The sequence below is a fragment of the Microbulbifer mixtoriginis (SeqCode) genome (genome assembly GCF_052467945.1).
Window position 1 is genome coordinate 947,936 of sequence record NZ_CP174328.1, and the last position, 21,307, is coordinate 969,242.

A 21,307-nucleotide genomic window follows, 5' to 3' on the forward strand; every position below is an offset into this window, starting at 1 on the left:
AGTCTGTGGGCAAGCTCCCTTTTTTGCGTTTCACTATTGGGCGGGAGCTGAAATCTCCCAGTGTGATATTTATGCCGAGTTCCTTCTATTTGATTGCCGGACTGGCCACTATTTTTGCCACTGCCGGTATTTTTAGTCTCTATTCAGCCTGGCTGCGTAGCGGCTCCCAGCCGTTGCGCCGCTGGAGTGGCTGGGGCCTGTTGTTGTTATCGGCATTCGCTTGGAGTGCAGTGGTGGGGGGGGAATATGGTGTGAGTATTGCCACTCTCCTGGCCATGCTGGCCGCCCTGATCTTGCTCGCATTAAAAGGTGATTGGCCGAGCGGCCCCCCTCGGCAGGAAAAACAGAGATCGGGCGGGGCGGCATCCAATGAGGCCTTGCTGCAATTATGGCTTCGAGGTGTTTTACGTTTTCTGGCTATCGCATTGTTACCAACAGCCAGTGGTCTTTTGGCCGGCCTTCTTTATTTTGGCTTCACCGGGTTTGGTGAGAGTGCCCGTCTTGTAGGGGGCGCTTTTGTTGCCGTTATTGTTTGGACCCTGGCGATGGTTTGGTGTAGTGCGGATAAGAAACTGCTGCGCCCCAGTGCGGCGCTAGTAGTTTTTTCACTGGCGAGTGGCATTGCCGTAATGCCAGCGGCGTAAGCTAATAACGATTTTGAGATCAAAGAGACCTCACTAGGAATTCAACGTGAAATTTTCCCTAAAGCCAACCCCTGCTTTTGTGCGTGATATGACTGACGGACATTCGGTTCTCGGTCTGGCCATCTCCACTCTGCTCTATATCGTTTGTGTCAGTGGAACACTTGCGGTTTTTTACAATGAATTTGAACGCTGGGAGCAGGCTTCAGAGCTGGAAAATCTCGATGTCAGTCCCTCTGTATATCAGCTTGCTACCGAACAGGCGGTTGCCCTGGCGAAAGAGCAAAACGAAGAATTTGAATCAGTAAAATTTACCATCCCCAACTCAGATATGCCCAGGTTGACTGTGGAAGTGGGTGATATTGAGCGTTATGTCGATGAGGATGGTTCTTTGCTGGGTGAGGTTCAGCATGAGTGGACGCACTTCCTCGCTTATTTGCATTTTGCACTAAATTTGCCCCTGGGGTTGGGGGTTCCTCTTGTAGGCTTGATCGGTGTATTGATGACCGCACTGATTATCTCTGGATTATTGGCACACCCGAAAATCATTAAGGATGCTTTCTCTTTGCGCCTGGCGGGTTCAAAGCGCTTGCAGCAAGTGGACTTGCACAACCGGCTGGGTGTCTGGGCTGCACCATTTCACTTGGCGATTGCTATTACCGGCGCTTTTATTGGACTTTCACAGGTTGCGGCTTTTGCAATTGCTGGTGTTTTCTTTGCTGGGGATACCGAGAAGGTTGAGCATATGTTGTATCGCGAGCACCCGGTGATGAAAGAGAATGCCGCACAGGTGCCTCTTCCAGATTTTGCTGCGATTCTTGCACAAATGGAGCAGATCGCACCGGGTGAGGAACGTACTAAGCTTGAGGTTGCCTTCCCTGGCCGCGAGGGGCAGGTAGTGGAGGTTTGGACGCGGGTTCCCGAAAAGCTGGTTTGGGGAGAGCGCTACCACTTTAATGGGGATGGCAGCCTGATAGAAAAAGAGGGATGGTCTGAAGGTGATGCGGCCAAGCAGGTATACCTCTCCACATTCCGTCTGCACTTCGGGCATTTCTCCGGTTTCCCAGTAAAAATTGCCTATTTCTTACTGGGCATTGGCATGTGTGTGCTGGTGGTTTCAGGTATTAATATCTGGTTGGTGCGCAAGCGCCAGCGGGGTCAGCCAGCGGTGCGCCTTGAGCGTATTTGGATGGCTCAGGTCTGGGGAATCCCTTTTGCTATTGCATTCAGTGCTGTGACTTACCTGGCCTTTGCTATTCCTGCCGCTCAGGTATTCTGGTTGACCACAATCGTTTTAAGTGTGATAGCTGCTTTTGTGGGGACTGTTGTCGGTTGGTCTATGTTGCTCCGCGGAGCTACCACCGCAGCCTGCATTCTGGCTGTGGTTGTTCACGCTTCCCTGTATGGGGCGGATTCCTTTGTGAGGGCCTCACTGGTTGCCAATGCTGTGTGGCTGCTGATTGCTGCAGGTATCGCGGCCTCCTGCCTCTATACCTGGGTGCGCCACCGGGATGGCGCCTTTGCTTCCACTGTTGGTGGGGCAGTTGGAAGTAACTAAGCTGGCATAGCCCGGTATCTACTCCGATGCCGGGCGCAACATTTCGATATGAGGTATACCGTCTTCCTCGTAAGGGGTGGAGACCTGCTCAAAGCCAAAATCTCCATAAAACTTACGTAGGTGCTCTTGGGCGGAAATACGAATCCCCAAACCTGGATATTCATTCAGGGTTTGTTCTACCGCGCGGCGGATCAGTTCTTTGCCCAGCCCTGTGCCACGGCTAGACTCTGCGGTAAGCACACGGCCTATTGAGGGCTCGGAATATTTTTTGCCTGGAAATACCACTCGTAGGTAAGCCATCAATCGTGGGGATTGGCTCTCCTTGTCCCAGCAGATTAGGTGCCAGGCTTCTTGATCTTTGCCATCTGCATCTTGATAAGGGCAATCCTGCTCTACCGTAAAAACCTCCTGGCGTGTCCGCAAGATTTCATAAAGCTGATCGATAGAGAGTTGTTGAAAGCTACACCATTGCCACTGCACTTGTATTGCCTCTTGGTTTACTGGGTTTGTATTTTTTATTAGGAGTAGATTGGATATTAAACCGGCAGGTAGGGTAAAAAAAGTCAGTATGTAGTGGGCCTCTGATTTTTTTCACAAAGGCCCAGTGGCTGGTTGCTATTTTAATTGAGAGGGGCCTCCTGAGTACCCCTTGCAAAGGAGCCGTGCTCGAGATAATGGAGTACCTGCGCAATAACCTTTTTGTCCTTCATCATGAAGACATGGGTGACAGGCATTTCCAAGTGATCATTCATGCCTTCCAGCTTGGTACTGGCAACCGAGACTTTTCCGTCATCAGTCTCAGGGATTAGTCGTGACAGTATCAGGTTGATACTGCGAGTACCCGCAATAATACCCACATCAAAATTAGCGCTGCCTAGTTTATTGGGAATGCTCAGCTCGCCTGTACCTAGTTGTAGGCCGGCATCTCCAAAGGCAAATTCAAACCCTGGGAAACTACCGAGCTTATCCACCACCTCACTGCCCTTATTGGGAGGGCCCAGCATAACCACGCGGTTGAGGTTCTCAATCTTAACCTGTCTCAGATACTGGCGAACCAATATGCCCCCCATGGAGTGGGTAACAAAATTGATTTCAGTCTGTCCTGCGCAATGATCCAGTGCCGGGGCTATGGCCCTGCCGGCCAGCTCCTCAATGGGGAAGCGGGTAGAGGGGTAATCTACATTGACGGTCTTGTAGCCTGCGGCGCTGATCGCTTGCTCCAGCTTTGTCATGGAACTATCCGATTTGGCCAGGCCGTGCAGCAAGATTACACAGGCCGAGTGGGCGTTTACTGACGGTGCGCCCAGGAATACAGACCCAAGGCATAGCGATAGGGTGAGAAAAAACTTCTTCATTGATTTTCTTTCAGCAGTGGCTCTCGTGGCTGCAGTATGCTGCGGGGCCTGTAAAAATCCAAGATGCTCGCTCAGTGAGGAGGGGAGCATCATTAAATGAGTACCGCTTAGTCATCTAATACGTTGGCGCAGTAATTCGGCCATGCGTTCGGGTTTGCCCGGGGTAATGACCAGAGTTTTACCGGGGAAATATAAAACAACAGCTTTCTCTTGATCCGTGACGAAGGCCCGATAACGACCCAGTTGCTGGTTTTGGAAGAGCCCGATGTAGCCAAAGAGGCCGGAGTTGCCAAAGATGCGGACCGATCCTTGCATGGCTGTTGGGTCGACTTTGACCTCCTGCAAGCCTTCTAGGGAGATGGAGGTTCTCCAGCCTGGCCTTAGTATCTGCAGGCAGTCGTTGGCGAGGGTATAACCGCGGATGGCAAACACGGCACCTAGTAGCAAAATGACCGGTGGCAGGGCAATAGCAACGCTATAGAGGAGGGAAGGGCTTTGCTGGGATTTTGCTATCAGCACGAAGGGTATTGCCAAAAGTAGAAAAGCACTCAGTGCGCTGATGATTTTCAGTTGGCGGCTCCAGGGGGCTTGAAAAACAACAAGAGGCATAAATTACTCAATAAGTAATGGGCAGTTTGAATGTCTCAATCATAGTGCTGATGGAATCGGCTTGGCAAAGTCGCAGTCTATGTAATTGGCCCTTTATAAAAGGAGAGGCTAAATAGATTTAGCGCGGCTTAGGTTTTCAAAAATAGATTTTGAGCAACATCGATTTTCACAATGGATTAACTATGGCGAATCGGATTGAAGAGCGAGATAGCACGTCAGCCCTTGTGGTAGAGGGTGGCGCTATGCGCGGAATTTTTGCAGCCGGAGTCTTGGATGCTTTTATCGAGGTGGATTTTTGCCCCTTTGACTTCGCCATTGGCGTTTCTGCGGGGTCAACCAACCTGATTGGTTACCTGGCGGGAGACCATGGCCGTAGCCGCCAGATTTTACTTGACCATGCCACACGCGCGGACTTTATTGACTGGCGGCGCTATTTGCGAGGGGGGCACTTTTGCGATATCAGTTGGTTATGGCATGCCTCTTACAATGATTTCCCTCTGAATATTGAGCGCTATACGGAAAATGGCGTGCCTCTCTATGCGGTGACAACTAGCATCAACAGCGGGCAGCCCCATTACGTATGCGTCACGCCCGAGAATATGCATGAAGTGTTTCCTGCATCCTGCGCTATCCCCATGGCTTACCGGGAGTTTCCTCCTGTTGCTGGGGAACCAATGACCGACGGTGGCCTGGCTGACTCAATCCCGGTTATTCGAGCATACGAGCAGGGGGCGCGGGATATTACTGTGATTCTGTCTCGCCCACTGGGTTATAGAAAACCAGTGGGTTCAGCTCCTAAGTTCATCAAGCAGTTTTTCCACGATCACGCCCGCCTGTTTGAAGCGGTCTTGGAGCGCGGAGAGCGCTACAACCGCGCTTTAGACTTTATCCAGGCGCCACCACCGGATTGCCGGGTGTCAGTGATAGCGCCTCCTGCGGACTTTCCCGTTAAGCGTTTTACTCAGGAGGTTGAGTTGCTGGAGAAAGGGTATCTGGTCGGCAGTGAGCTGGGTCGAAGCTTTCTAAGAAATTCAAGGGATTAGTTGCCGCCAATAGGACCTGACAGCCCGTAAAGGGCTGCGGGTGCTCACCACTAGGGTGGCAGCTACATGTATGCCAGTAAGGCTGGGGGGGCGTGTTGGCTGGAGGCTTCACTGGAGTTTGCCCAGTATTGGCATTTATTTCTTCTTTGACCTCTAGGAGTCTTGTGTGAAGGGGGGAGAATGTTGCTAACCTAAGGAACCTTTGAATTTTCATAGTGTTTCTGACGGCTTGAAGGGTTGCCTGGCTCGGGATTATTAAGTTGCCCCTTCTTGCCGTGATGGGATGAGTTGTAGGGCTATAAGGAGAATGGTTCTGTGACTCGTGGGATTCCAAGCAAAATTTTGAATAACAAACTTAAGGTAAAGGAGTAGATAATGAACGGAAAGTGCCTCTGCGGCGCTGTTGAGTTTCAGCTGGAAGAGCCGCTGCCCGGTCTCTATCAATGCCACTGCTCACTCTGCCGCAAGTTAAGTGGTTCCGCATCAGATACCGCATTATTCATCAGTCGTGAAAAGTTTCGCTGGGTGCGTGGATTGGACAAAATTTCCTCTTATCGAAAACCTACCGGTTTTCGTTCCGACTTCTGTAGTGAATGCGGCAGCTCTGTTCCTCACCTGATGAGTAATACTACGCACTTTTGGGTGCCGGCTGGGCTACTAGACGGAGAGTTTCGCGGCAAGGTGATGGCCCACTTACACGTTGATTCTAAAGCGTACTGGGATGAGATTGGTGGTCAGGCCGAGCATTTTGCGGAGATGCCTGAAATGGATGAGCTGAGTAGACTGCTGCACGAAGTGATCGAAAGAGAAGAGGGTGAGTTACTGGAAAGTTGAGGTGCAGCATACTCTAAAAAGCCATTAGGCAATTCTACTTTCCTCAATCTCTGTTGATTATTGGCGCATACAAAAAAGCCCGGCTCTTGCGAGCAGGGCTTTTTTGTATATGGCGGACCGGACGGGACTCGAACCCGCGACCTCCGGCGTGACAGGCCGGCATTCTAACCAACTGAACTACCGGTCCGCATTCCTGCTTCTCTTGATGGCTCTTGCCTGGCAAGAGTAAGAGAAGTGGTGGGTGGTACAGGGGTCGAACCTGTGACCTACGGCTTGTAAGGCCGTCGCTCTCCCAACTGAGCTAACCACCCCGTGTCAGGAGCTGCGTATCTTAATGATTTTTTATCTGTGGTAAATAGCTTTAACAAAAAAAATTAAATAAAAATTTATTTAGATCGAAAAATCATCAATTCCCAATTATTTTTTTTAATTTACCTTTTAGCTGAATGTTTTTCCGGCAGATAAAGAGCTGTTTTGTCTTTGCTGGCCGTCAGCAAAAAATAAACCTAAAGAATATTTCGGTGTGGGCTGGCAGATAATTTTATCGGGTGAAGTGATTGTTTGGTGTGGTCCACAAAGGAAGCTTTTGGTAAGAATTTACTTCGATGAGATTTTCTGTAGCAGGCTGGCGATCGCTCAGACTTGCGCCATCCCTTTAACGGGTTGCCGGGTATAGTTTCGAAATTTAATTAATTTTTTTAACAAAAATTTCTTTGAGCTGCTTATGGGATCGGAGCATATACAAAAAAGCCCCGCTCTTGCGAGCAGGGCTTTTTTGTATATGGCGGACCGGACGGGACTCGAACCCGCGACCTCCGGCGTGACAGGCCGGCATTCTAACCAACTGAACTACCGGTCCGCATTCCTGCTTCTCTTGATGGCTTTTGCCTGGCAAGAGTAAGAGAAGTGGTGGGTGGTACAGGGGTCGAACCTGTGACCTACGGCTTGTAAGGCCGTCGCTCTCCCAACTGAGCTAACCACCCCGTGTCAGGAGCTGCGTATCTTAATGATATTTTTTTAGCGGTCAACAACTATGACAAAAAAATTCTAAAAACTTGATTTAGGATAAAAAAACATCAGTTAGGCGGTGGGTTTTCTTTCGGAGTTTTATCCGCTGAATTTATTTAACTTAAAAATAACTTGCTGGTTTTTTATCCTGCTGACAATTAAATGGTAGTGGAAGAAACCTGTTGGGGTTGGGAATTGTTGGTTGCCTTGTTACTGGCGATTAAAATTGTGTGCACGCGAGGCTGGTAATAATGGTTGTGCGGGGAGTGATTTTTTACTGCCGCTTATTGTTGTTAATTGCTTGAGTTGCTGCAGGTGGGTGTTGGGGGTGGCGCAGGAGCTTGGAGAAGGAGTTTTACAGGGTATTAATGTCTGCACATACAAAAAAGCCCCGCTCTTGCGAGCAGGGCTTTTTTGTGTATGGCGGACCGGACGGGACTCGAACCCGCGACCTCCGGCGTGACAGGCCGGCATTCTAACCAACTGAACTACCGGTCCGCATTCCTGCTTCTCTTGATAATTCTTGCCTGGCAAGAGTAAGAGAAGTGGTGGGTGGTACAGGGGTCGAACCTGTGACCTACGGCTTGTAAGGCCGTCGCTCTCCCAACTGAGCTAACCACCCCGTGTCAGGAGCTGCGTATCTTAATGATATTCTTTGCGGCGTCAACGCCTTTTTTGAATTTTTTTTTGTCTTTCAATGAGTTAAGGCGTTTAAGAGCGAGATGGTGGGCGTGTCCGGCAAGTGGCGACACTGTTATAATCGCGTAAATTTCCAGGGTGTGAGCGTGGAGTAAGCCGTGAAACAGATGAGCTGGTTGGGGCAATTTCTACTTGCGTTTGGCCTCTTGTGCCTATCCGTAGTGGCACAGGCGGTGGTGGAGACGGAGAAGTTGTCCTCTCCGGAACTGGAGGCGCGCTACCGGGTGCTGATCGAAGAAATGCGTTGTCCAAAATGCCAGAACCAGAACCTGGCCGACTCGGATGCGTCGATTTCCGCAGATTTGCGGCGGGAAATTCGCCGGCTACTGGAAGAGGGTTTTACAGACAAAGAAATTACCGACTACATGGTGGCCCGCTATGGGGACTTTGTTCTCTACAGGCCCCCGGTACAGCGCAATACTCTGGCGCTTTGGCTGGCTCCCGGCATCTTTGCCTTGGTGGGTCTACTGGCTTTGATTGTGATTGTGGTGCGTTCTCGCAGTGGCACTGGTGCCAGTCAGGACGATGACTCTGGAGAATTGACTGCAGAAGAGAGGCGCCGTCTGAAAAAACTGCTAGGTGATAACCTGGACGATTTGACTGACCCTGGGAAGAAGAGCAAATGACTGATATTTGGTTTGGTTTAGCGATCCTGTTATTGCTGTTGGCATTTATCTTCCTTTTACCGGGATTGCGTGGAGCCGGTGCCCGGCGTTCCGGTGGAGATAAGCGTGAAGCCCTGGCGCAGCTGTATCGAGAGCGCACGCGGGAGCTTCGCGCAGCGGTGCAAAGTGGCGCTATGGATGAGCGGCAATTTGCCCAGCTGGAAGCGGAGATGGCACGCGAATTATTGAGCGCCAAAGAAGAAGCGAATGCCGTAACTCCCTCGCGTAAAGGCTCCGGGTTGCTGATTGGTCTGGCCGTTCTTGTACCTGCGATTGCAGTGGGGGCCTATGTCTTTTCTGAGCGCCCCCAGGAAGTATCTCTGTACCGTGAAATGTTGGCCAGTCAGCAGGGGCAAACAGACTCCTCAGCTGAAGAGCGCATCACCCAGCAGTTAAAGCAGCGGGCAGAAACTCACCCTGAGGATTTGAGTAGTCGCTTTGTTCTGGCTCAACGGCTTCTGGTCACTGGTGATATCGCCGGAGCGGTAGAGGCCTATCGCTATGTGCTGGCACGCGAACCCGAGGCAGTTATGGTTAAGGCCGAGCTGGCGCAAGCGTTATTTTTTGCGGGCGGCTCTAAAATAACGGATGAAATTCGCACTCTGGTCGATCAGGTGCTAGAGGCCCAGCCCAGCAATGGGACAGCATTAGGCTTGGCGGGAATTGCAGCCTATGAGGACAAGGATTACCGCAAGGCGCGTGATCATTGGCAGGGTGCCCTTGCGCAGCTGGCTCCAGGGTCTGCGGCGGCAGAGGCATTGGCAGCGGGTGTTGCCCGCGCCGAAAAGGCCCTGGGCGAAGATGGTAAAGATGGTGCGGTTGAGATAGTTCAAGCCGCTGTAGAGGAAAATGCTGGAGTTGCGGGTGAGGCCGCAGCGGAAATTCGAGTGCAAGTGAGCTTGGGTGATCAAGTTAAAGCAGATCCGTCAACGCCGGTGTTCATTTATGCCCGCAGCACTGATAGCCCAATGCCTTTGGCGATTGTTCGGCTAACCGCTGGCCAGTTACCAGCCGAAGTGGTGTTGGATGAATCCCAGGCTATGATGCCAGGGCGCTCCATTTCAACCGTAGATACGGTGCAATTGGTCGCACGCTTGGCTTTGCGTGGTGACGCGCGCCCCGCGGCGGGCGATTGGCAGGGCTCTATCAAGACCCTACCTAAATCCAGCTGGAGTGAGTCGCAGTCTATCGTTATTGACCGGGAGCTTTAGGCCCTATTCAAGCATCGCGTTGGCAGGCTGCAGTGTTCAGGAGAGTGCTGCGGCCTGAGAACTATTTGGCGCCTGGGCGGTCACAGCCGCACTGGTAGAAATAGATTTTGTTTTGCCACTGGTGATGATTTTGTGCCGCTTGAAATGTTGGCATTGGGTACCAGTTAAAGCCATTGCGCGATCTTGACTTGACCACTGGCCATTCCGGCCGATAATCCGCGTGAAAAGATACTGTGAAAAGCCGCGCTGAAAGCCCCGGTGGCGCCATGTACAATTGAGTGCTTGGTGATCGGGCCGGCAAAGATAAAAATACCGAGTTTAAGAATACATGCGTCTGAAGTGCATCAAGCTTGCGGGTTTCAAATCCTTTGTTGACCCCACCACTGTTTATTTCCCGACAAACCTCAACTCGGTGGTTGGCCCTAACGGCTGTGGTAAGTCGAATACGATCGATGCTGTGCGCTGGGTAATGGGTGAGTCGTCCGCAAAAAATCTGCGCGGCGACTCTATGACAGACGTTATCTTTAATGGCTCCAGTGGTCGTAAACCTGTAGGCCAGGCCTCTATTGAACTGGTATTTGATAATTCTGCCGGCAAATTAACTGGCGCCTACGCCGCATTCTCCGAAGTTTCGGTAAAACGTAAGGTCACGCGCGAAGGCCAGAATAACTATTACCTAAATGGGGAGAAGTGCCGTCGCCGCGATGTAACTGATCTGTTCCTGGGGACCGGTCTCGGTCCGCGTAGTTATGCGATTATCGAACAGGGCATGATTTCCAAGCTGATTGAGGCCAAGCCCGAGGAGCTCAGGGTCTATATCGAAGAGGCTGCAGGCATTTCCAAATACAAGGAGCGGCGGCGGGATACGGAAAACCGTATGCGCCGTACTTCTGAAAACCTGGAGCGTCTCACCGACATTCGCGATGAACTGGATCGGCAATTGTCTCGCTTGGAGCGACAGTCCGCCGCGGCAGAAAAATACAGCCGATTTAAAGAGGAAGAGCGCAGCCATAAGGCAAATTTGCAAGCCCTAAAATACCGCGAACTCAATGAGCAGGCTGTCGCCAAGCAGCAACAGATTGGCGAACTGGAGCTTACCGTTGAGGAATTGGTAACCCGGCAGGTGAACTGTGATACCGGCATTGAGCAAAAGCGCGTTGGCTATCACGAGTTATCCGATGGTTTTAATGAAGTGCAGGGACGCTTCTATGCGGTGGGTGCGGACATTGCCCGCCTGGAGCAGAGTATCGCCCATGCCCGCGAGCGCTCCACTCGCCTGCATTCCGATTTGGCCCAGACCGAGCAGGAGTTCCGCGAAGCGGAGACCAACCTGGAAGTAGATCGCGAGAAGGCAGCCCAGTTTGAGGAAGAGCTAGAAGTAATTGTTCCAGATCTGGAAATGGTGCTCGCCGCAGAGGAGGATTCCGCCACCGGGCTACTCGAAGCCGAAGAGCAGATGCGCAACTGGCAAAACGAGTGGGATCAATTTAATCAGGGGGCTTCTGGCTCTCGCCAGAAAGCAGAGGTGCAGCAGTCTCGCATCCAACATCTGGAGACTTCCGGGCAGCGACTACTGGAGCGGATTAACAAGCTCACCGCAGAGCAGTCCGGCCTTCAGGTTTCCGAGGATGATGAGGAAACCCAGCAGTTAAATGAACAGCTTGCCGAGCTGGAAATGCAGGTACAGGAGCGTCGCGAGGAAGTTGCCGAGCGAGCAGAATCCCTGCAGGAAATACGCAATCGCGAGCGGGAGCTGGCGACAGAGCTGGACCAGCTGCGCCTGCAGTTGCAAACCAGCCGGGGCCGCCAGGCTTCTCTTGAGGCGCTGCAACAGGCTGCGTTGGGGCAGGGCAAAGCGGTGGAAAATTGGCTGCAGCAGCAATCCCTGAGCGATCGCCCACGCCTGGCTGACCAAATCCAGGCACAAGCGGGCTGGGAAACAGCGGTGGAAACCGTTCTCGGTCAACAGTTACAGGCGGTCTGCGTCGAGCAGTTGGAAAGTCTGACTGAGAGCTTGGAGCAGCTGCAAAATGGCCAGGCTGTCTTTATCGATAGCACCGTGGTGGGAGCAGCGACCGTTGGGCAGCTGCCCACGTTGGCAAGCGTTGTACAGGGGCCGTCCTCTCTTACCGGTCTGCTCGCCGGCATCTATACCGCGGACACTCTCAATGAAGCGCTGGCACAGCGCACTGGCCTGCAACCCCATGAGTCTATTGTGACGCGGGATGGGCTCTGGCTGGGTCCTAACTGGTTGCGAGTGAGCCGTGCCAGCGATGCCGAGACTGGGGTGCTCGCTCGCAAGCAGGATCTGGAAACACTGTCAGCAGAGATATCCCTGTGCGAAGAGCAGATTAAGCAGTGCAGTGAGCAGCGTGAATCTCTGCGCGAACAAGTGACCGGTGTTGAGCGGGCGATTGAGCAAGCCCGCAACGACTCGGAGCAACTCGGGCGGCGCGAAGCCGAATTGCGCAGCCAACTCTCTGCCCGCCGCGCTCGCGCCGAGCAGATGAGTGAGCGCCGCAATCGCATCGAACAGGAAATTGCCGAGGTGCGTGAGCAGCAGGAAATTGAAGGTGAGTCGCTTTCCGAGGCGCGTCTGATGCTGCAGGAAGCTGTGGAGGCCATGAGTGATGATACCGATCGTCGCGAAATGCTGATGGAGCGGCGCGAAGCCCTGCGCGAAGCTTTGGATGCCGCCAGACAGCGTGCGCGCGAGGACAAGGATCGCGCCCACGAGCTGGCTATGCGTGAACAGTCTGTGCGCACCCAGATGGTTTCCCTGGAGCGTACGTTGCAGGTGATGGGCGAGCAGCTGGAGCGCTTGCGTAGCCGCCGGGCCCAGCTGCAGGAGCAGATGGCTGAAACCCAGGACCCTTCTCAGGATTTCCAAATGGAGCTGGAGGAGAAGCTGGGTGAGCGTATCGAGGTGGAAGCGGAGCTGGCTGAAGCCCGTAAAAAACTCGAAGAGGTGGAGACAGGGCTGCGCGAACAGGAGCAGGAGCGGCACAAAGTTGAGGCGGCTTTACAAGGTGTGCGCGCCCAGTTGGAGCAGGAGCGTCTCTCCGCACAAACCCTCGAAGTGCAGCGCAACGGCCTGGTAGAACAGCTGCGCGAAGACGAACAGGATTTGGATCAGCTGCTCGAACAGCTACCCGGGGACTTGACGATTCCCCAGGTGCAGGAAGATCTGGAGTTGGTAGCCGCGCGTATCTCACGCTTGGGCCCGATCAACCTCGCCGCTATTGATGAATACAAACAGGAGTCTGAGCGTAAACATTATTTGGATCGCCAGTACGGTGACCTGATGGAGGCGCTGGAGACTCTGGAAAATGCAATTAAGAAAATCGACAAAGAGACGAGAAGCCGCTTTAAGGAGACCTTCGATCAGGTCAATGCGGGTTTGCAGGAACTCTTCCCGAAAGTTTTTGGGGGCGGTAACGCCTATCTGGAGCTGACTGGCGAGGACCTGCTCGATACTGGGATCGCGATCATGGCGCGCCCGCCGGGCAAGCGCAACAGCACGATTCACTTACTCTCCGGTGGGGAAAAAGCGCTGACGGCAATCGCCCTGGTATTCTCTATTTTCCGCTTGAATCCAGCACCTTTCTGTATGCTGGACGAAGTGGATGCTCCTCTCGATGACGCTAACGTAGGTCGCTACGCACGAATGGTTAAAGAAATGTCAGAACACGTTCAGTTCATCTATATTACCCACAACAAGATTGCGATGGAGATGGCGGATCAGCTGTTGGGTGTGACCATGCATGAGCCGGGTGTCTCTCGCCTGGTATCGGTGAATGTAGAAGAAGCAGCTGAGCTGGCTTCTGCATAAGGCGTAAAAGGAGGAGCGCTTAAATGGATAACTGGCTGGTTACGATCCTCGTGGTAGTGCTGCTTGTAGTGGTGCTGGACGGCGTACGCCGCGCAATTTTACGGCAGAAAGCCGCGGTGAAGGTATCGCGGAATCTGTCCAAAGCGATGCAATCCGAAGTGGGGGGTGATGCGGACCCCCTTGTGCAGGAACCGGCTCGCCCGCCTGAAACAAGTGGGACCCCCGGAGATTCCCAGGAAGAGACAAAGCCGCGACCGGCAACCAGTGAATTGCCAGGTCAGGTGCGTGTTGTGCAGAGGCGTGCTATGGAAGATGCACTGCATGTGAACCGCCAAGTGCAGGAGAGCTTTATTTCCTCGCGTAAGCCCCTCGCGGGCAGTGCACCGCAGCGCAACGCCCATGAGCAGGGGGTGCTGGACCTGGAGGAGCAGGTGCCCACCTTGATGGATTCTGTGGGCGAGGAGCAGCGCTTTGAGCCGGCGCTGGATGAGTCTGAGAGCTTCAATGCGCTCACCGAAGAGCGGATAGAGCCCACATCCCCGCGGGATGAGCCCCAAGCCCGCGAAGCCGATGCGGTTGTGTCGCCAAGCAAAGAATCCGCTGTAGAAAAAAGCTCTGTCCGCGATGAAGTGTTGGTTATTAATGTGATGGCACCCGAAGGCGATTACTTTGAGGGCAACGATCTTCTGCGGGTAATGGTGGCCTCTGGTATGCGTTTTGGAGAGATGAATATCTTCCATTACCACGAGGGAGGCGGTGCCGATGGTGCGGTGATATTTAGCCTGGCCAATATTGTGGTGCCGGGTGTTTTTGACCTGGCGCAAATGGAGGAGTTTGCCACCCCGGGGGTCAGTATGTTCCTGGCGTTGCCGGTTGAGGGCGAGGCGATCCAGGCATTCAATCAAATGCTTTCTACCGCTTACAAAATTGCCGAGTTGCTCGGGGGCGAGTTGAAAGATGAAAATCGCAGTGTTTTCACTGCCCAGACTGCTGAGCACTATCGTCAGCGTGTCGTGGAGTATCAGCGTCGCCGGGCCCTGAGTAAGGCGCAAGGCTGATAACCTGCAACACTATTTGTTCGCATAGTTTTACAATTCTTGCTTTGTAACAACGCGGCCCCAGGCCGCGGTTGAGCCTGAGGGCTTTTCCGCGAGCTGGGGCCGTTGTTGCATTTGAGTTTAATTTTTTTGATTTATTTTCACTCGAACAGTCGATGACCAAACAATCCATACCCCAGTCAATACGCGAGCGAGTAGAGGCTTTGCACGAGCTGCTCCTAAAAGCTAATTATCAATATTATGTGTTGGATAATCCGGAATTACCGGATGTGGAGTACGATCGCCGCCTAAGAGAATTGCAGGATATAGAGCAACAATACCCAGAGTTGCTGAGCCCGGATTCGCCTACCCAACGGGTCGGCGCAGAGCCGCTATCCTCCTTTTCGGAAGTGCGCCACGAAGTGCCCATGCTTTCTCTGGATAATGCCTTTAGCGACGAGGAGCTGCTGGAGTTTGATCGGCGGGTGAGAGACCGCCTGAATAGCAAGGGCGCAATCGAATATGCCTGTGAGCCCAAGCTGGATGGTATCGCTATCAGTCTGCTCTATCGCAATGGCATTTTGGAGCGTGCGGCGACCCGTGGTGATGGCACCACTGGCGAAGATATAACGCAGAATGTACGCACTGTGGGCTCGGTGCCACTGCGTCTGCGTCGAGAAAAGGGGGTCACTGCGTATCCGACAGTGCTGGAGGTGCGCGGTGAAATCTATATGCCCAAGGCGGGCTTTGCCGAGTTAAATCGCAAGGCTGCCGCCGCGGGCGAGAAGCTGTTCGTCAATCCTCGCAATGCGGCGGCGGGCAGTCTTAGACAGCTCGATTCCCGCATTACCGCGCAGCGCCCGCTTGAGCTTTGTGTCTATGGTACTGGGCTAGTCGAGGGGGCCTCTCTGCCGGAAGAGCATCTGGCAACGCTCGAGTTGCTGGGGCAGTGGGGATTTCGGGTGAATAGCGAAATGCGTTTGGCGGCGGATATTCAGGCCTGCATCGAATACCACCGCGAGCTCGGCGATAAACGCGAGGGCTTACCCTACGATATCGATGGCATTGTGTTTAAGGTCAATAGTATTCCCCTGCAGCGCCGTTTGGGTTTTGTTGCCCGGGCGCCGCGCTGGGCTATGGCCTATAAATTTCCCGCTCAGGAAGAAATGACTGAGCTTCTGGATGTGGAGTTTCAGGTGGGGCGCACTGGGGCTGTGACCCCAGTGGCGCGTCTTAAGCCGGTGTTTGTGGGCGGGGTAACCGTCTCCAATGCGACTTTGCACAATCGCGATGAAATCCAGCGCCTCGGTGTGATGATCGGCGATACCGTGGTGATTCGCCGTGCTGGGGATGTGATTCCCCAGGTGGTTTCGGTTGTGGAGAGTAAGCGCCCGAAAGATGCCCGTGTAATTGAATTTCCAGCGCACTGCCCGGTGTGTGATTCGCCGGTAGAATCCACTCCCGGGGAAGCCGTTGCCCGTTGCAGTGGTGGTTTGATTTGTAGCGCTCAGCGTAAGCAGGCGATCAAACACTTCGCTTCGCGTAAGGCGATGGATATCGATGGCCTGGGGGACAAATTGGTGGAGCAGTTGGTGGATGAGGGGTTGCTGCACTCGGTTTCCGGCCTCTACCACCTCGATCTCGAGCAGGTTGCCGGGCTCGAGCGCATGGGACAGAAATCTGCACAAAATCTACTCGATGCCTTGGAGCGCAGCAAAGATACAACCCTGCCCAAATTCCTTTATGCCCTGGGTATTCGCGAGGTGGGAGAGGCGACTGCGCGTAACCTAGCTCGCCATTTCGGCTCCCTGGAGGTATTGATGGCGGCCAGTGAAGAGGCGCTACAGGAGGTGGAAGATGTGGGACCTGTTGTTGCCCATTTTGTTGCCGAGTTCTTCCAGCAATCTCACGCCCAGGAGGAGGTCGAAGCCTTGCGCCAGGCGGGTGTGCACTGGGTGGTGGAAGAAGTCGCAGCCGAGGAGCAACCCCTGGCGGGCCAGACCTGGGTGCTGACTGGAAAATTGGAAACGCTGTCACGCAGCGAGGCCAAGGATTACCTGCAACGTCTTGGTGCCAAGGTGGCTGGTAGTGTCTCTGCAAAAACGCACCATGTAGTGGCGGGCCCCGGTGCCGGTTCAAAATTGAACAAGGCACGGGAGTTGGACATTCCGGTGATGGATGAAGAGGGTCTGATGGATATGTTGCGCCAACGGGGATTTGAAATTTAATCTGTCGCTGCGGGCACTGTGAATTGGTGCTCGCGCCTCCCGTTAAATCTCACAAATTATTTATAAATAAATCGGCGATGACTATGGTAATGCCAATGATCACCTGTGGAGTTATGGCTTTCTGGCCGCTTCGCCGTTAAAGTGCATCTCCTAGATCTTTTTTGCCCTGGGTACCTGATGTCCGGTGGCGCTGCGGTAAGGAAAGGAATTAATGCTTCAGGGCGATCAGGAATCCATAGTCTACGGTTGTATCAAAGACAGCAATAGCCTTGCCGGAGGTAGCGAACGCCGTCGTATTAACCGCAATGCGGTACTCGCTCTGCCCAGTGCCGACGAGTGGCCCTTTCTCTGTCGCGATATGTTTTCTATTCCCACCATTAAAATGAAGCAATCCCAATACCAAACGGATGTGATCCACTTTGGTGCCTCCTATCGTGCGGTAGAGTATGAATGGGATATGTGGATTCAGAAGTTTGAGGAATTGCTGAGAAGCATGTACTGGGTGTCCGCCACTGTGCATTTGGAAACCGAGCTTTCCGGAGTGCACTCCTTTAGTTGGGAGGCTGCTGGCCTCTATCATGAACCCGGTAGTGGCGACATGCAGGTACGCTGTGAATGGACTCAGGAGGGGCGGGTGAGTGTTTAACTTGGCAAGCTCACTCCGCGTCTCAATCCCCGGTATCCTGGGTCTTTTCTTTTAGCTCTTAATACTCCTTCTTTACAGAGTCTTCCTCTGCCTAAGGCTTTTCGCGAGGCGTCAGTCACAGATTTTGGCGCTCGCCTTCGGTTCGGCAACTATATTCCCTGAATCCCCCTTTCAGTGGGACTTTGGTCTGGTAAAGTGCTGTTTGCCACCCCGCCGTAGAATGTGGGGTTGGTGGGCTGTTCAGCCAGATGATAAGAATTGGCGCCGTAGGCGCCTTATCAGGAAGCAAAGATTATGATCAAAGTGAACTCTCTACTTTTCGCCAGTGCCTTGATATTGTCGCCGCTGTTACAAGCTGCGGAACACGGCAGCAAGACCGAAGCTGCGGAAAAGGCCCCGCAGCAAACCAAGCTCTATATTATCTCCCCGAAAGATGGCGAGAAGGTGCCACAGACTTTCACTGTGAAATTTGGCCTGTCCGGCATGGGTGTGGCTCCGGCGGGTGTAGAGCGTGAAAATACCGGTCACCACCACCTGTTGATTGATGTGGATGATATGCCGGACCTGAGTAAGCCCCTGCCCGCGACTGAAAATATCATTCACTTTGGTGGTGGTCAGACAGAGACACAAGTCACCTTGCCGCCTGGTAAACATACGCTACAACTGGTGCTGGGCAACTATATGCATGTGCCTCACAAGAATCCGGTGGTATCGAAAAAGATTACCGTTGTAGTCGAGTAGATCCCGGGCAATTCCACATTTCTGAACGGTGCACAAGAGTGCACCCTGAGGGACACAAATGGGCGATAAATTCCGCATTGAAAAGGACAGTCTCGGCGAGATCCAAGTGCCACAGGAGGCGCTTTACGGAGCACAGACCCAGCGTGCCGTAGAGAACTTCCCTGTCAGTGGCAAGCCCCTACCCGCTGAATTTCTCCGGGCCATAGTGCTGATTAAAAAGTCTGCTGCCGAGGCCAACAGGGATCTGGGCTTGCTGGATAAGGCGAGGGCGAAAGCGATTATCGACGCCTGTGATCGACTTGGCGATGAGGAGTTTGCGCGCCATTTTCCTGTGGATATTTACCAAACCGGTTCCGGCACCAGTTCAAATATGAATGTGAACGAGGTGCTGGCGCACCTCGCTGCAGAGGGCAATGGCTTGTCTATTAGCCCCAATGATCATGTCAATATGAGTCAAAGCAGTAATGACGTGATTCCCACGGCGATACATGTATCGGCTCTGCTGGCAGTGCGCGACAAGCTGCTGCCGGCGTTGCGTAACCTTCATACTGGAATATGTAATAAGAGCGTCGAGCTGGAGAGCGTGGTCAAGACAGGCCGAACCCATCTGATGGATGCTGTTCCTATCACTATGGCCCAGGAGCTGAGTGGTTGGGCGGCACAGGTGGAAGCTGGTCGAGAGCGCATCCGTGGCTGTATGCCGCGCCTGGCACAGTTGGCCCAAGGCGGCACGGCGGTGGGTACTGGTCTCAATGCCCACGCTGACTTTGCCGAGCTTTTTGCGCAAAAGTTGAGTGCACACACTTCTCAGCAATTCCGCCCAGCGGAGAATTTTTTTGAGGCGATTTCCAGCCAGGATACTTCAGTGGAGCTGTCTGGGCAGCTCAAGGTTTTGGCTGTATCCATGATGAAGATTGCCAATGACTTGCGTTGGATGAACAGTGGTCCCTTGGCAGGTCTCAAGGAGATTGAGCTCAAAGCCCTGCAGCCGGGCAGTAGTATTATGCCCGGCAAGGTGAACCCGGTAATTGCTGAGTCTGCCGCAATGGTGGCGGCAAGGGTGATGGGTAACGACGCAACCATCACAGTGGCCGGACAAAGTGGCAATTTCCAGTTAAATGTAATGCTGCCCCTGGTGGCCAGCACATTGTTGGAGAGCGTTCACTTGCTCGCCAATGCAGCGCAGTTGCTGGCGGATCGGGCTATCGCAAGCTTTACCGTGAATCGCGCCCATATTGACGAAACCCTGGGGCGGAACCCTATCTTGGTTACCGCCCTGAATCCGGTCATCGGGTATCTGAAGGCCGCTGAAATTGCTAAAGCGGCCTATAAAAGTGGTCGTCCGGTGATGGATGTGGCGCTGGAGATGACCGATTTGGATCGCAAAACTCTTGAGGGACTGCTGGATCCGGCACATCTGGCGAAGGGAGGGTTGGTGGGGGAGTAGCGACTCTTTAAATAGGGGGGGTTAGGCGAAGACCGCGATGCCCAGCATTATCAGGGTGACAATCAGTGTCATAAGTATCATCCAGCGGAAGAGACGCAGCAGGGTAGCCTGATCTTCGGGTTCCAGCATTCTTCTGGGCATTTGCGCCTCCTGCGGCGTTGACAGATACCTGCCGATCCCTCACGATTCGACGCCGCGTCGGTAGCTGGGGAACATTTGATTAATTTCACAATGTTTCATGGGGGCTTTTTACAGGCTCTTAGGTGCCGACAATACAATGGTAGCGCCACAAGAAGTGGCTATCTCACCTGTTTTAAAAATCAATGTATCCAGATCACCATGGCCAATAAAAGTCGCCGCTCCTTTATTACCAGCGTGCTCGCCTGTGTCGCATTTGTTGCGGCGGCGATCTTTAGCTGGGACCTGCCTGTCAAGGATGTCCTTTATTACCTGGTCCTTTTGCTGTTAGCGCTGTTTGTCATTATTGCAGCTGCGTTGGGTTTTGGGGCCGTATTGAGCTGGTTACGCAGGCGAAAGTAGACAGATGGCGGCATCAGAAGAGGATATTCGTATACCCATTGCCTACCTGGAGCGATTGCTAGAGGAGGCGATACGCCACGGCTGCGACAAAGCCGAACTGCTCGAGTCGGTCGGTATTGATGAGCATGAGCTGGAGGGTGTGGCGGCATTTTCCGCGATAAAATACGGCCGTCTTTACCAGCGGGTTATGTGGCTGGCCCAAAATGAATGGTTTGGCATGCTCAGTGGCGGGCGAGTGCGTTCGGGCTCTTTCCGTTTGCTGTGTATGGCGGTGGTCAATTGTGCCACTCTGCGCCAGGCAATTACGCTCTGTGCCGAGTTTATGGAGATCTGTCGCGGCTTTAAGGTGAAGCCGGAGCTGCAGGATGGAGAAAATGGCCGCGTGCGGGTAGAAATCCACGGTATCAGCTCCCTGGAAAAAGGGGAGTTTGATCGGCTGTTGGCCGCCACTAGCCCCAGTGTGGTGCGCACTACCTTGGCAGTTTGGCACCGTTTCTACTGCTGGTTGGCAGGGCGTGAAATCCCGCTGGCACGTTTGCATTTTTCTTTCTCCTGTCCGGAAGAGTTTCGCAGCTTGGCTCAGAGCGAAGCGGGCGAACTGTCTTTTGAGCAGCCATTCAATGCCCTCGAGTACGATGCACGTTATCTCGATTACCCGGTGGTGCAGAGCCCCCAGATGGTGGAGGATTTTATCCGCACCGCGCCTTATCATCTGGTGATTAGCGACGGCAGCGCCAACAGCATCAAAACCAAGGTTAAAACCATCCTCAACAGGGATGTCAGCGAGTCCATGCCCGCCGCCGAAGCTGTGGCAGAGCGGCTCAATATGTCGGTGACAACTTTGCGCCGCCGCCTACAGCAAGAGGGCACTTCTTACCAGAAACTGAAAGATGAGTGCCGTATGGAAGCGGCATTCCACTACCTGAGTTGCCCGGATCTCTCCAATGGACAGATTGCCGAGATGCTCGGGTTTGATGAATCCAGTGCTTTTTTCCGCGCCTTTAAGAAGTGGACTGGGATCACGCCAGGCGAATACCGCCGCGGGGGTCGAGCCGCTGCTGGCCTGGATATTTGACTGGCCTGGTCACATTTTTTCGAATTCCCGCCTCGATTTGTCACCGCTTTGGACGGATTTCGCCATAGAGAGGGCTGTAGCCTTACTACTATGATGAACCAATCTTATTAATTAGTCACAAATATGACCGGGCAGTTT

Annotated in this window: 17 protein-coding genes and 6 tRNA genes; 14 read left to right on the forward strand and 9 right to left on the reverse strand. The window is 53.3% G+C overall.

The window, feature by feature from the left end:
- Window positions 1-5 precede the first annotated feature (5 nt).
- Entirely contained in the window at window positions 6-644 is a 639-nt protein-coding gene (locus tag ACJJIJ_RS04205) for a hypothetical protein (RefSeq protein ID WP_444938720.1), read from the forward strand.
- Window positions 645-690: 46 nt separating this feature from the next.
- Window positions 691-2,199: a PepSY-associated TM helix domain-containing protein gene (locus ACJJIJ_RS04210; RefSeq protein WP_444938721.1), complete on the forward strand. Its 1,509-nt coding sequence runs from the start codon at window positions 691-693 to the stop codon at window positions 2,197-2,199.
- Between the two features lie 18 nt (window positions 2,200-2,217).
- Here the strand turns inward: ACJJIJ_RS04210 and ACJJIJ_RS04215 are convergent, their stop codons facing one another.
- The 3 genes from ACJJIJ_RS04215 to ACJJIJ_RS04225 all read right to left on the reverse strand — a co-directional run bounded on the left by ACJJIJ_RS04215 (window position 2,218) and on the right by ACJJIJ_RS04225 (window position 4,163).
- Entirely contained in the window at window positions 2,218-2,679 is a 462-nt protein-coding gene (locus tag ACJJIJ_RS04215; protein WP_444938722.1) for a GNAT family N-acetyltransferase, read from the reverse strand.
- A 140-nt stretch (window positions 2,680-2,819) separates the two neighbouring features.
- The gene (locus ACJJIJ_RS04220; protein WP_444938723.1) at window positions 2,820-3,554 is read right to left on the reverse strand and encodes an esterase/lipase family protein; all 735 of its coding nucleotides are present in this window, start codon (window positions 3,552-3,554) and stop codon (window positions 2,820-2,822) included.
- Between the two features lie 111 nt (window positions 3,555-3,665).
- A complete protein-coding gene (locus ACJJIJ_RS04225) occupies window positions 3,666-4,163 on the reverse strand; it encodes a PH domain-containing protein (protein WP_444938724.1) in 498 nt (165 codons plus the stop codon).
- 182 nt (window positions 4,164-4,345) lie between these two features.
- Here ACJJIJ_RS04225 and ACJJIJ_RS04230 point away from each other — a divergent pair, with 182 nt between their 5' ends.
- The gene (locus tag ACJJIJ_RS04230) at window positions 4,346-5,206 is read left to right on the forward strand and encodes a patatin-like phospholipase family protein (RefSeq protein ID WP_444938725.1); all 861 of its coding nucleotides are present in this window, start codon (window positions 4,346-4,348) and stop codon (window positions 5,204-5,206) included.
- Window positions 5,207-5,581: 375 nt separating this feature from the next.
- The gene (locus ACJJIJ_RS04235) at window positions 5,582-6,040 is read left to right on the forward strand and encodes a GFA family protein (RefSeq protein ID WP_444938726.1); all 459 of its coding nucleotides are present in this window, start codon (window positions 5,582-5,584) and stop codon (window positions 6,038-6,040) included.
- A 110-nt stretch (window positions 6,041-6,150) separates the two neighbouring features.
- Here ACJJIJ_RS04235 and ACJJIJ_RS04240 read toward each other — a convergent pair.
- From ACJJIJ_RS04240 to ACJJIJ_RS04265, 6 genes are all read right to left on the reverse strand, one after another.
- Window positions 6,151-6,227: transfer RNA gene (locus tag ACJJIJ_RS04240), tRNA-Asp, on the reverse strand.
- Between the two features lie 48 nt (window positions 6,228-6,275).
- Window positions 6,276-6,351, reverse strand: a tRNA-Val gene (locus tag ACJJIJ_RS04245).
- A 471-nt stretch (window positions 6,352-6,822) separates the two neighbouring features.
- Window positions 6,823-6,899: transfer RNA gene (locus ACJJIJ_RS04250), tRNA-Asp, on the reverse strand.
- A 48-nt stretch (window positions 6,900-6,947) separates the two neighbouring features.
- Window positions 6,948-7,023 (reverse strand) — tRNA-Val (locus ACJJIJ_RS04255).
- Between the two features lie 446 nt (window positions 7,024-7,469).
- Window positions 7,470-7,546: transfer RNA gene (locus tag ACJJIJ_RS04260), tRNA-Asp, on the reverse strand.
- Window positions 7,547-7,594: 48 nt separating this feature from the next.
- A tRNA-Val gene (locus tag ACJJIJ_RS04265) sits at window positions 7,595-7,670 on the reverse strand.
- Between the two features lie 184 nt (window positions 7,671-7,854).
- Here ACJJIJ_RS04265 and ACJJIJ_RS04270 point away from each other — a divergent pair.
- From ACJJIJ_RS04270 to ACJJIJ_RS04315, 10 genes are all read left to right on the forward strand, one after another.
- Complete coding sequence (locus ACJJIJ_RS04270; RefSeq protein ID WP_444939563.1) at window positions 7,855-8,373, forward strand: cytochrome c-type biogenesis protein; 519 nt, start codon at window positions 7,855-7,857, stop codon at window positions 8,371-8,373.
- Window positions 8,370-9,623 (forward strand): c-type cytochrome biogenesis protein CcmI, encoded by a 1,254-nt coding sequence (gene ccmI / locus ACJJIJ_RS04275; RefSeq protein WP_444938727.1) that lies wholly within the window; start codon window positions 8,370-8,372, stop codon window positions 9,621-9,623. The genes ACJJIJ_RS04270 and ccmI overlap by 4 nt, the downstream gene beginning before the upstream one ends.
- Window positions 9,624-9,951: 328 nt before the next feature.
- Window positions 9,952-13,455 carry a chromosome segregation protein SMC gene (smc, locus tag ACJJIJ_RS04280; RefSeq protein ID WP_444938728.1) on the forward strand — a complete coding sequence of 1,168 codons (3,504 nt, stop codon included), beginning with the start codon at window positions 9,952-9,954 and terminating at the stop codon, window positions 13,453-13,455.
- A gap of 23 nt (window positions 13,456-13,478) precedes the next feature.
- Window positions 13,479-14,513, forward strand: coding sequence for a cell division protein ZipA (gene zipA, locus ACJJIJ_RS04285; RefSeq protein ID WP_444938729.1), 1,035 nt, complete (start codon window positions 13,479-13,481; stop codon window positions 14,511-14,513).
- A gap of 155 nt (window positions 14,514-14,668) precedes the next feature.
- Entirely contained in the window at window positions 14,669-16,720 is a 2,052-nt protein-coding gene (gene ligA / locus ACJJIJ_RS04290; RefSeq protein WP_444938730.1) for an NAD-dependent DNA ligase LigA, read from the forward strand.
- Window positions 16,721-16,931: 211 nt separating this feature from the next.
- Window positions 16,932-17,366, forward strand: a complete 435-nt coding sequence (locus tag ACJJIJ_RS04295) for a hypothetical protein (protein ID WP_152456343.1) — start codon at window positions 16,932-16,934, stop codon at window positions 17,364-17,366.
- A 294-nt stretch (window positions 17,367-17,660) separates the two neighbouring features.
- Window positions 17,661-18,107 (forward strand): DUF4399 domain-containing protein, encoded by a 447-nt coding sequence (locus ACJJIJ_RS04300; RefSeq protein ID WP_444938731.1) that lies wholly within the window; start codon window positions 17,661-17,663, stop codon window positions 18,105-18,107.
- 58 nt (window positions 18,108-18,165) lie between these two features.
- Window positions 18,166-19,554: a class II fumarate hydratase gene (locus ACJJIJ_RS04305; protein ID WP_444938732.1), complete on the forward strand. Its 1,389-nt coding sequence runs from the start codon at window positions 18,166-18,168 to the stop codon at window positions 19,552-19,554.
- Window positions 19,555-19,893: 339 nt separating this feature from the next.
- Window positions 19,894-20,094: a hypothetical protein gene (locus tag ACJJIJ_RS04310; RefSeq protein ID WP_252085344.1), complete on the forward strand. Its 201-nt coding sequence runs from the start codon at window positions 19,894-19,896 to the stop codon at window positions 20,092-20,094.
- Between the two features lie 4 nt (window positions 20,095-20,098).
- Window positions 20,099-21,169 carry an AraC family transcriptional regulator gene (locus ACJJIJ_RS04315; RefSeq protein ID WP_252085345.1) on the forward strand — a complete coding sequence of 357 codons (1,071 nt, stop codon included), beginning with the start codon at window positions 20,099-20,101 and terminating at the stop codon, window positions 21,167-21,169.
- Window positions 21,170-21,307: the final 138 nt, after the last annotated feature.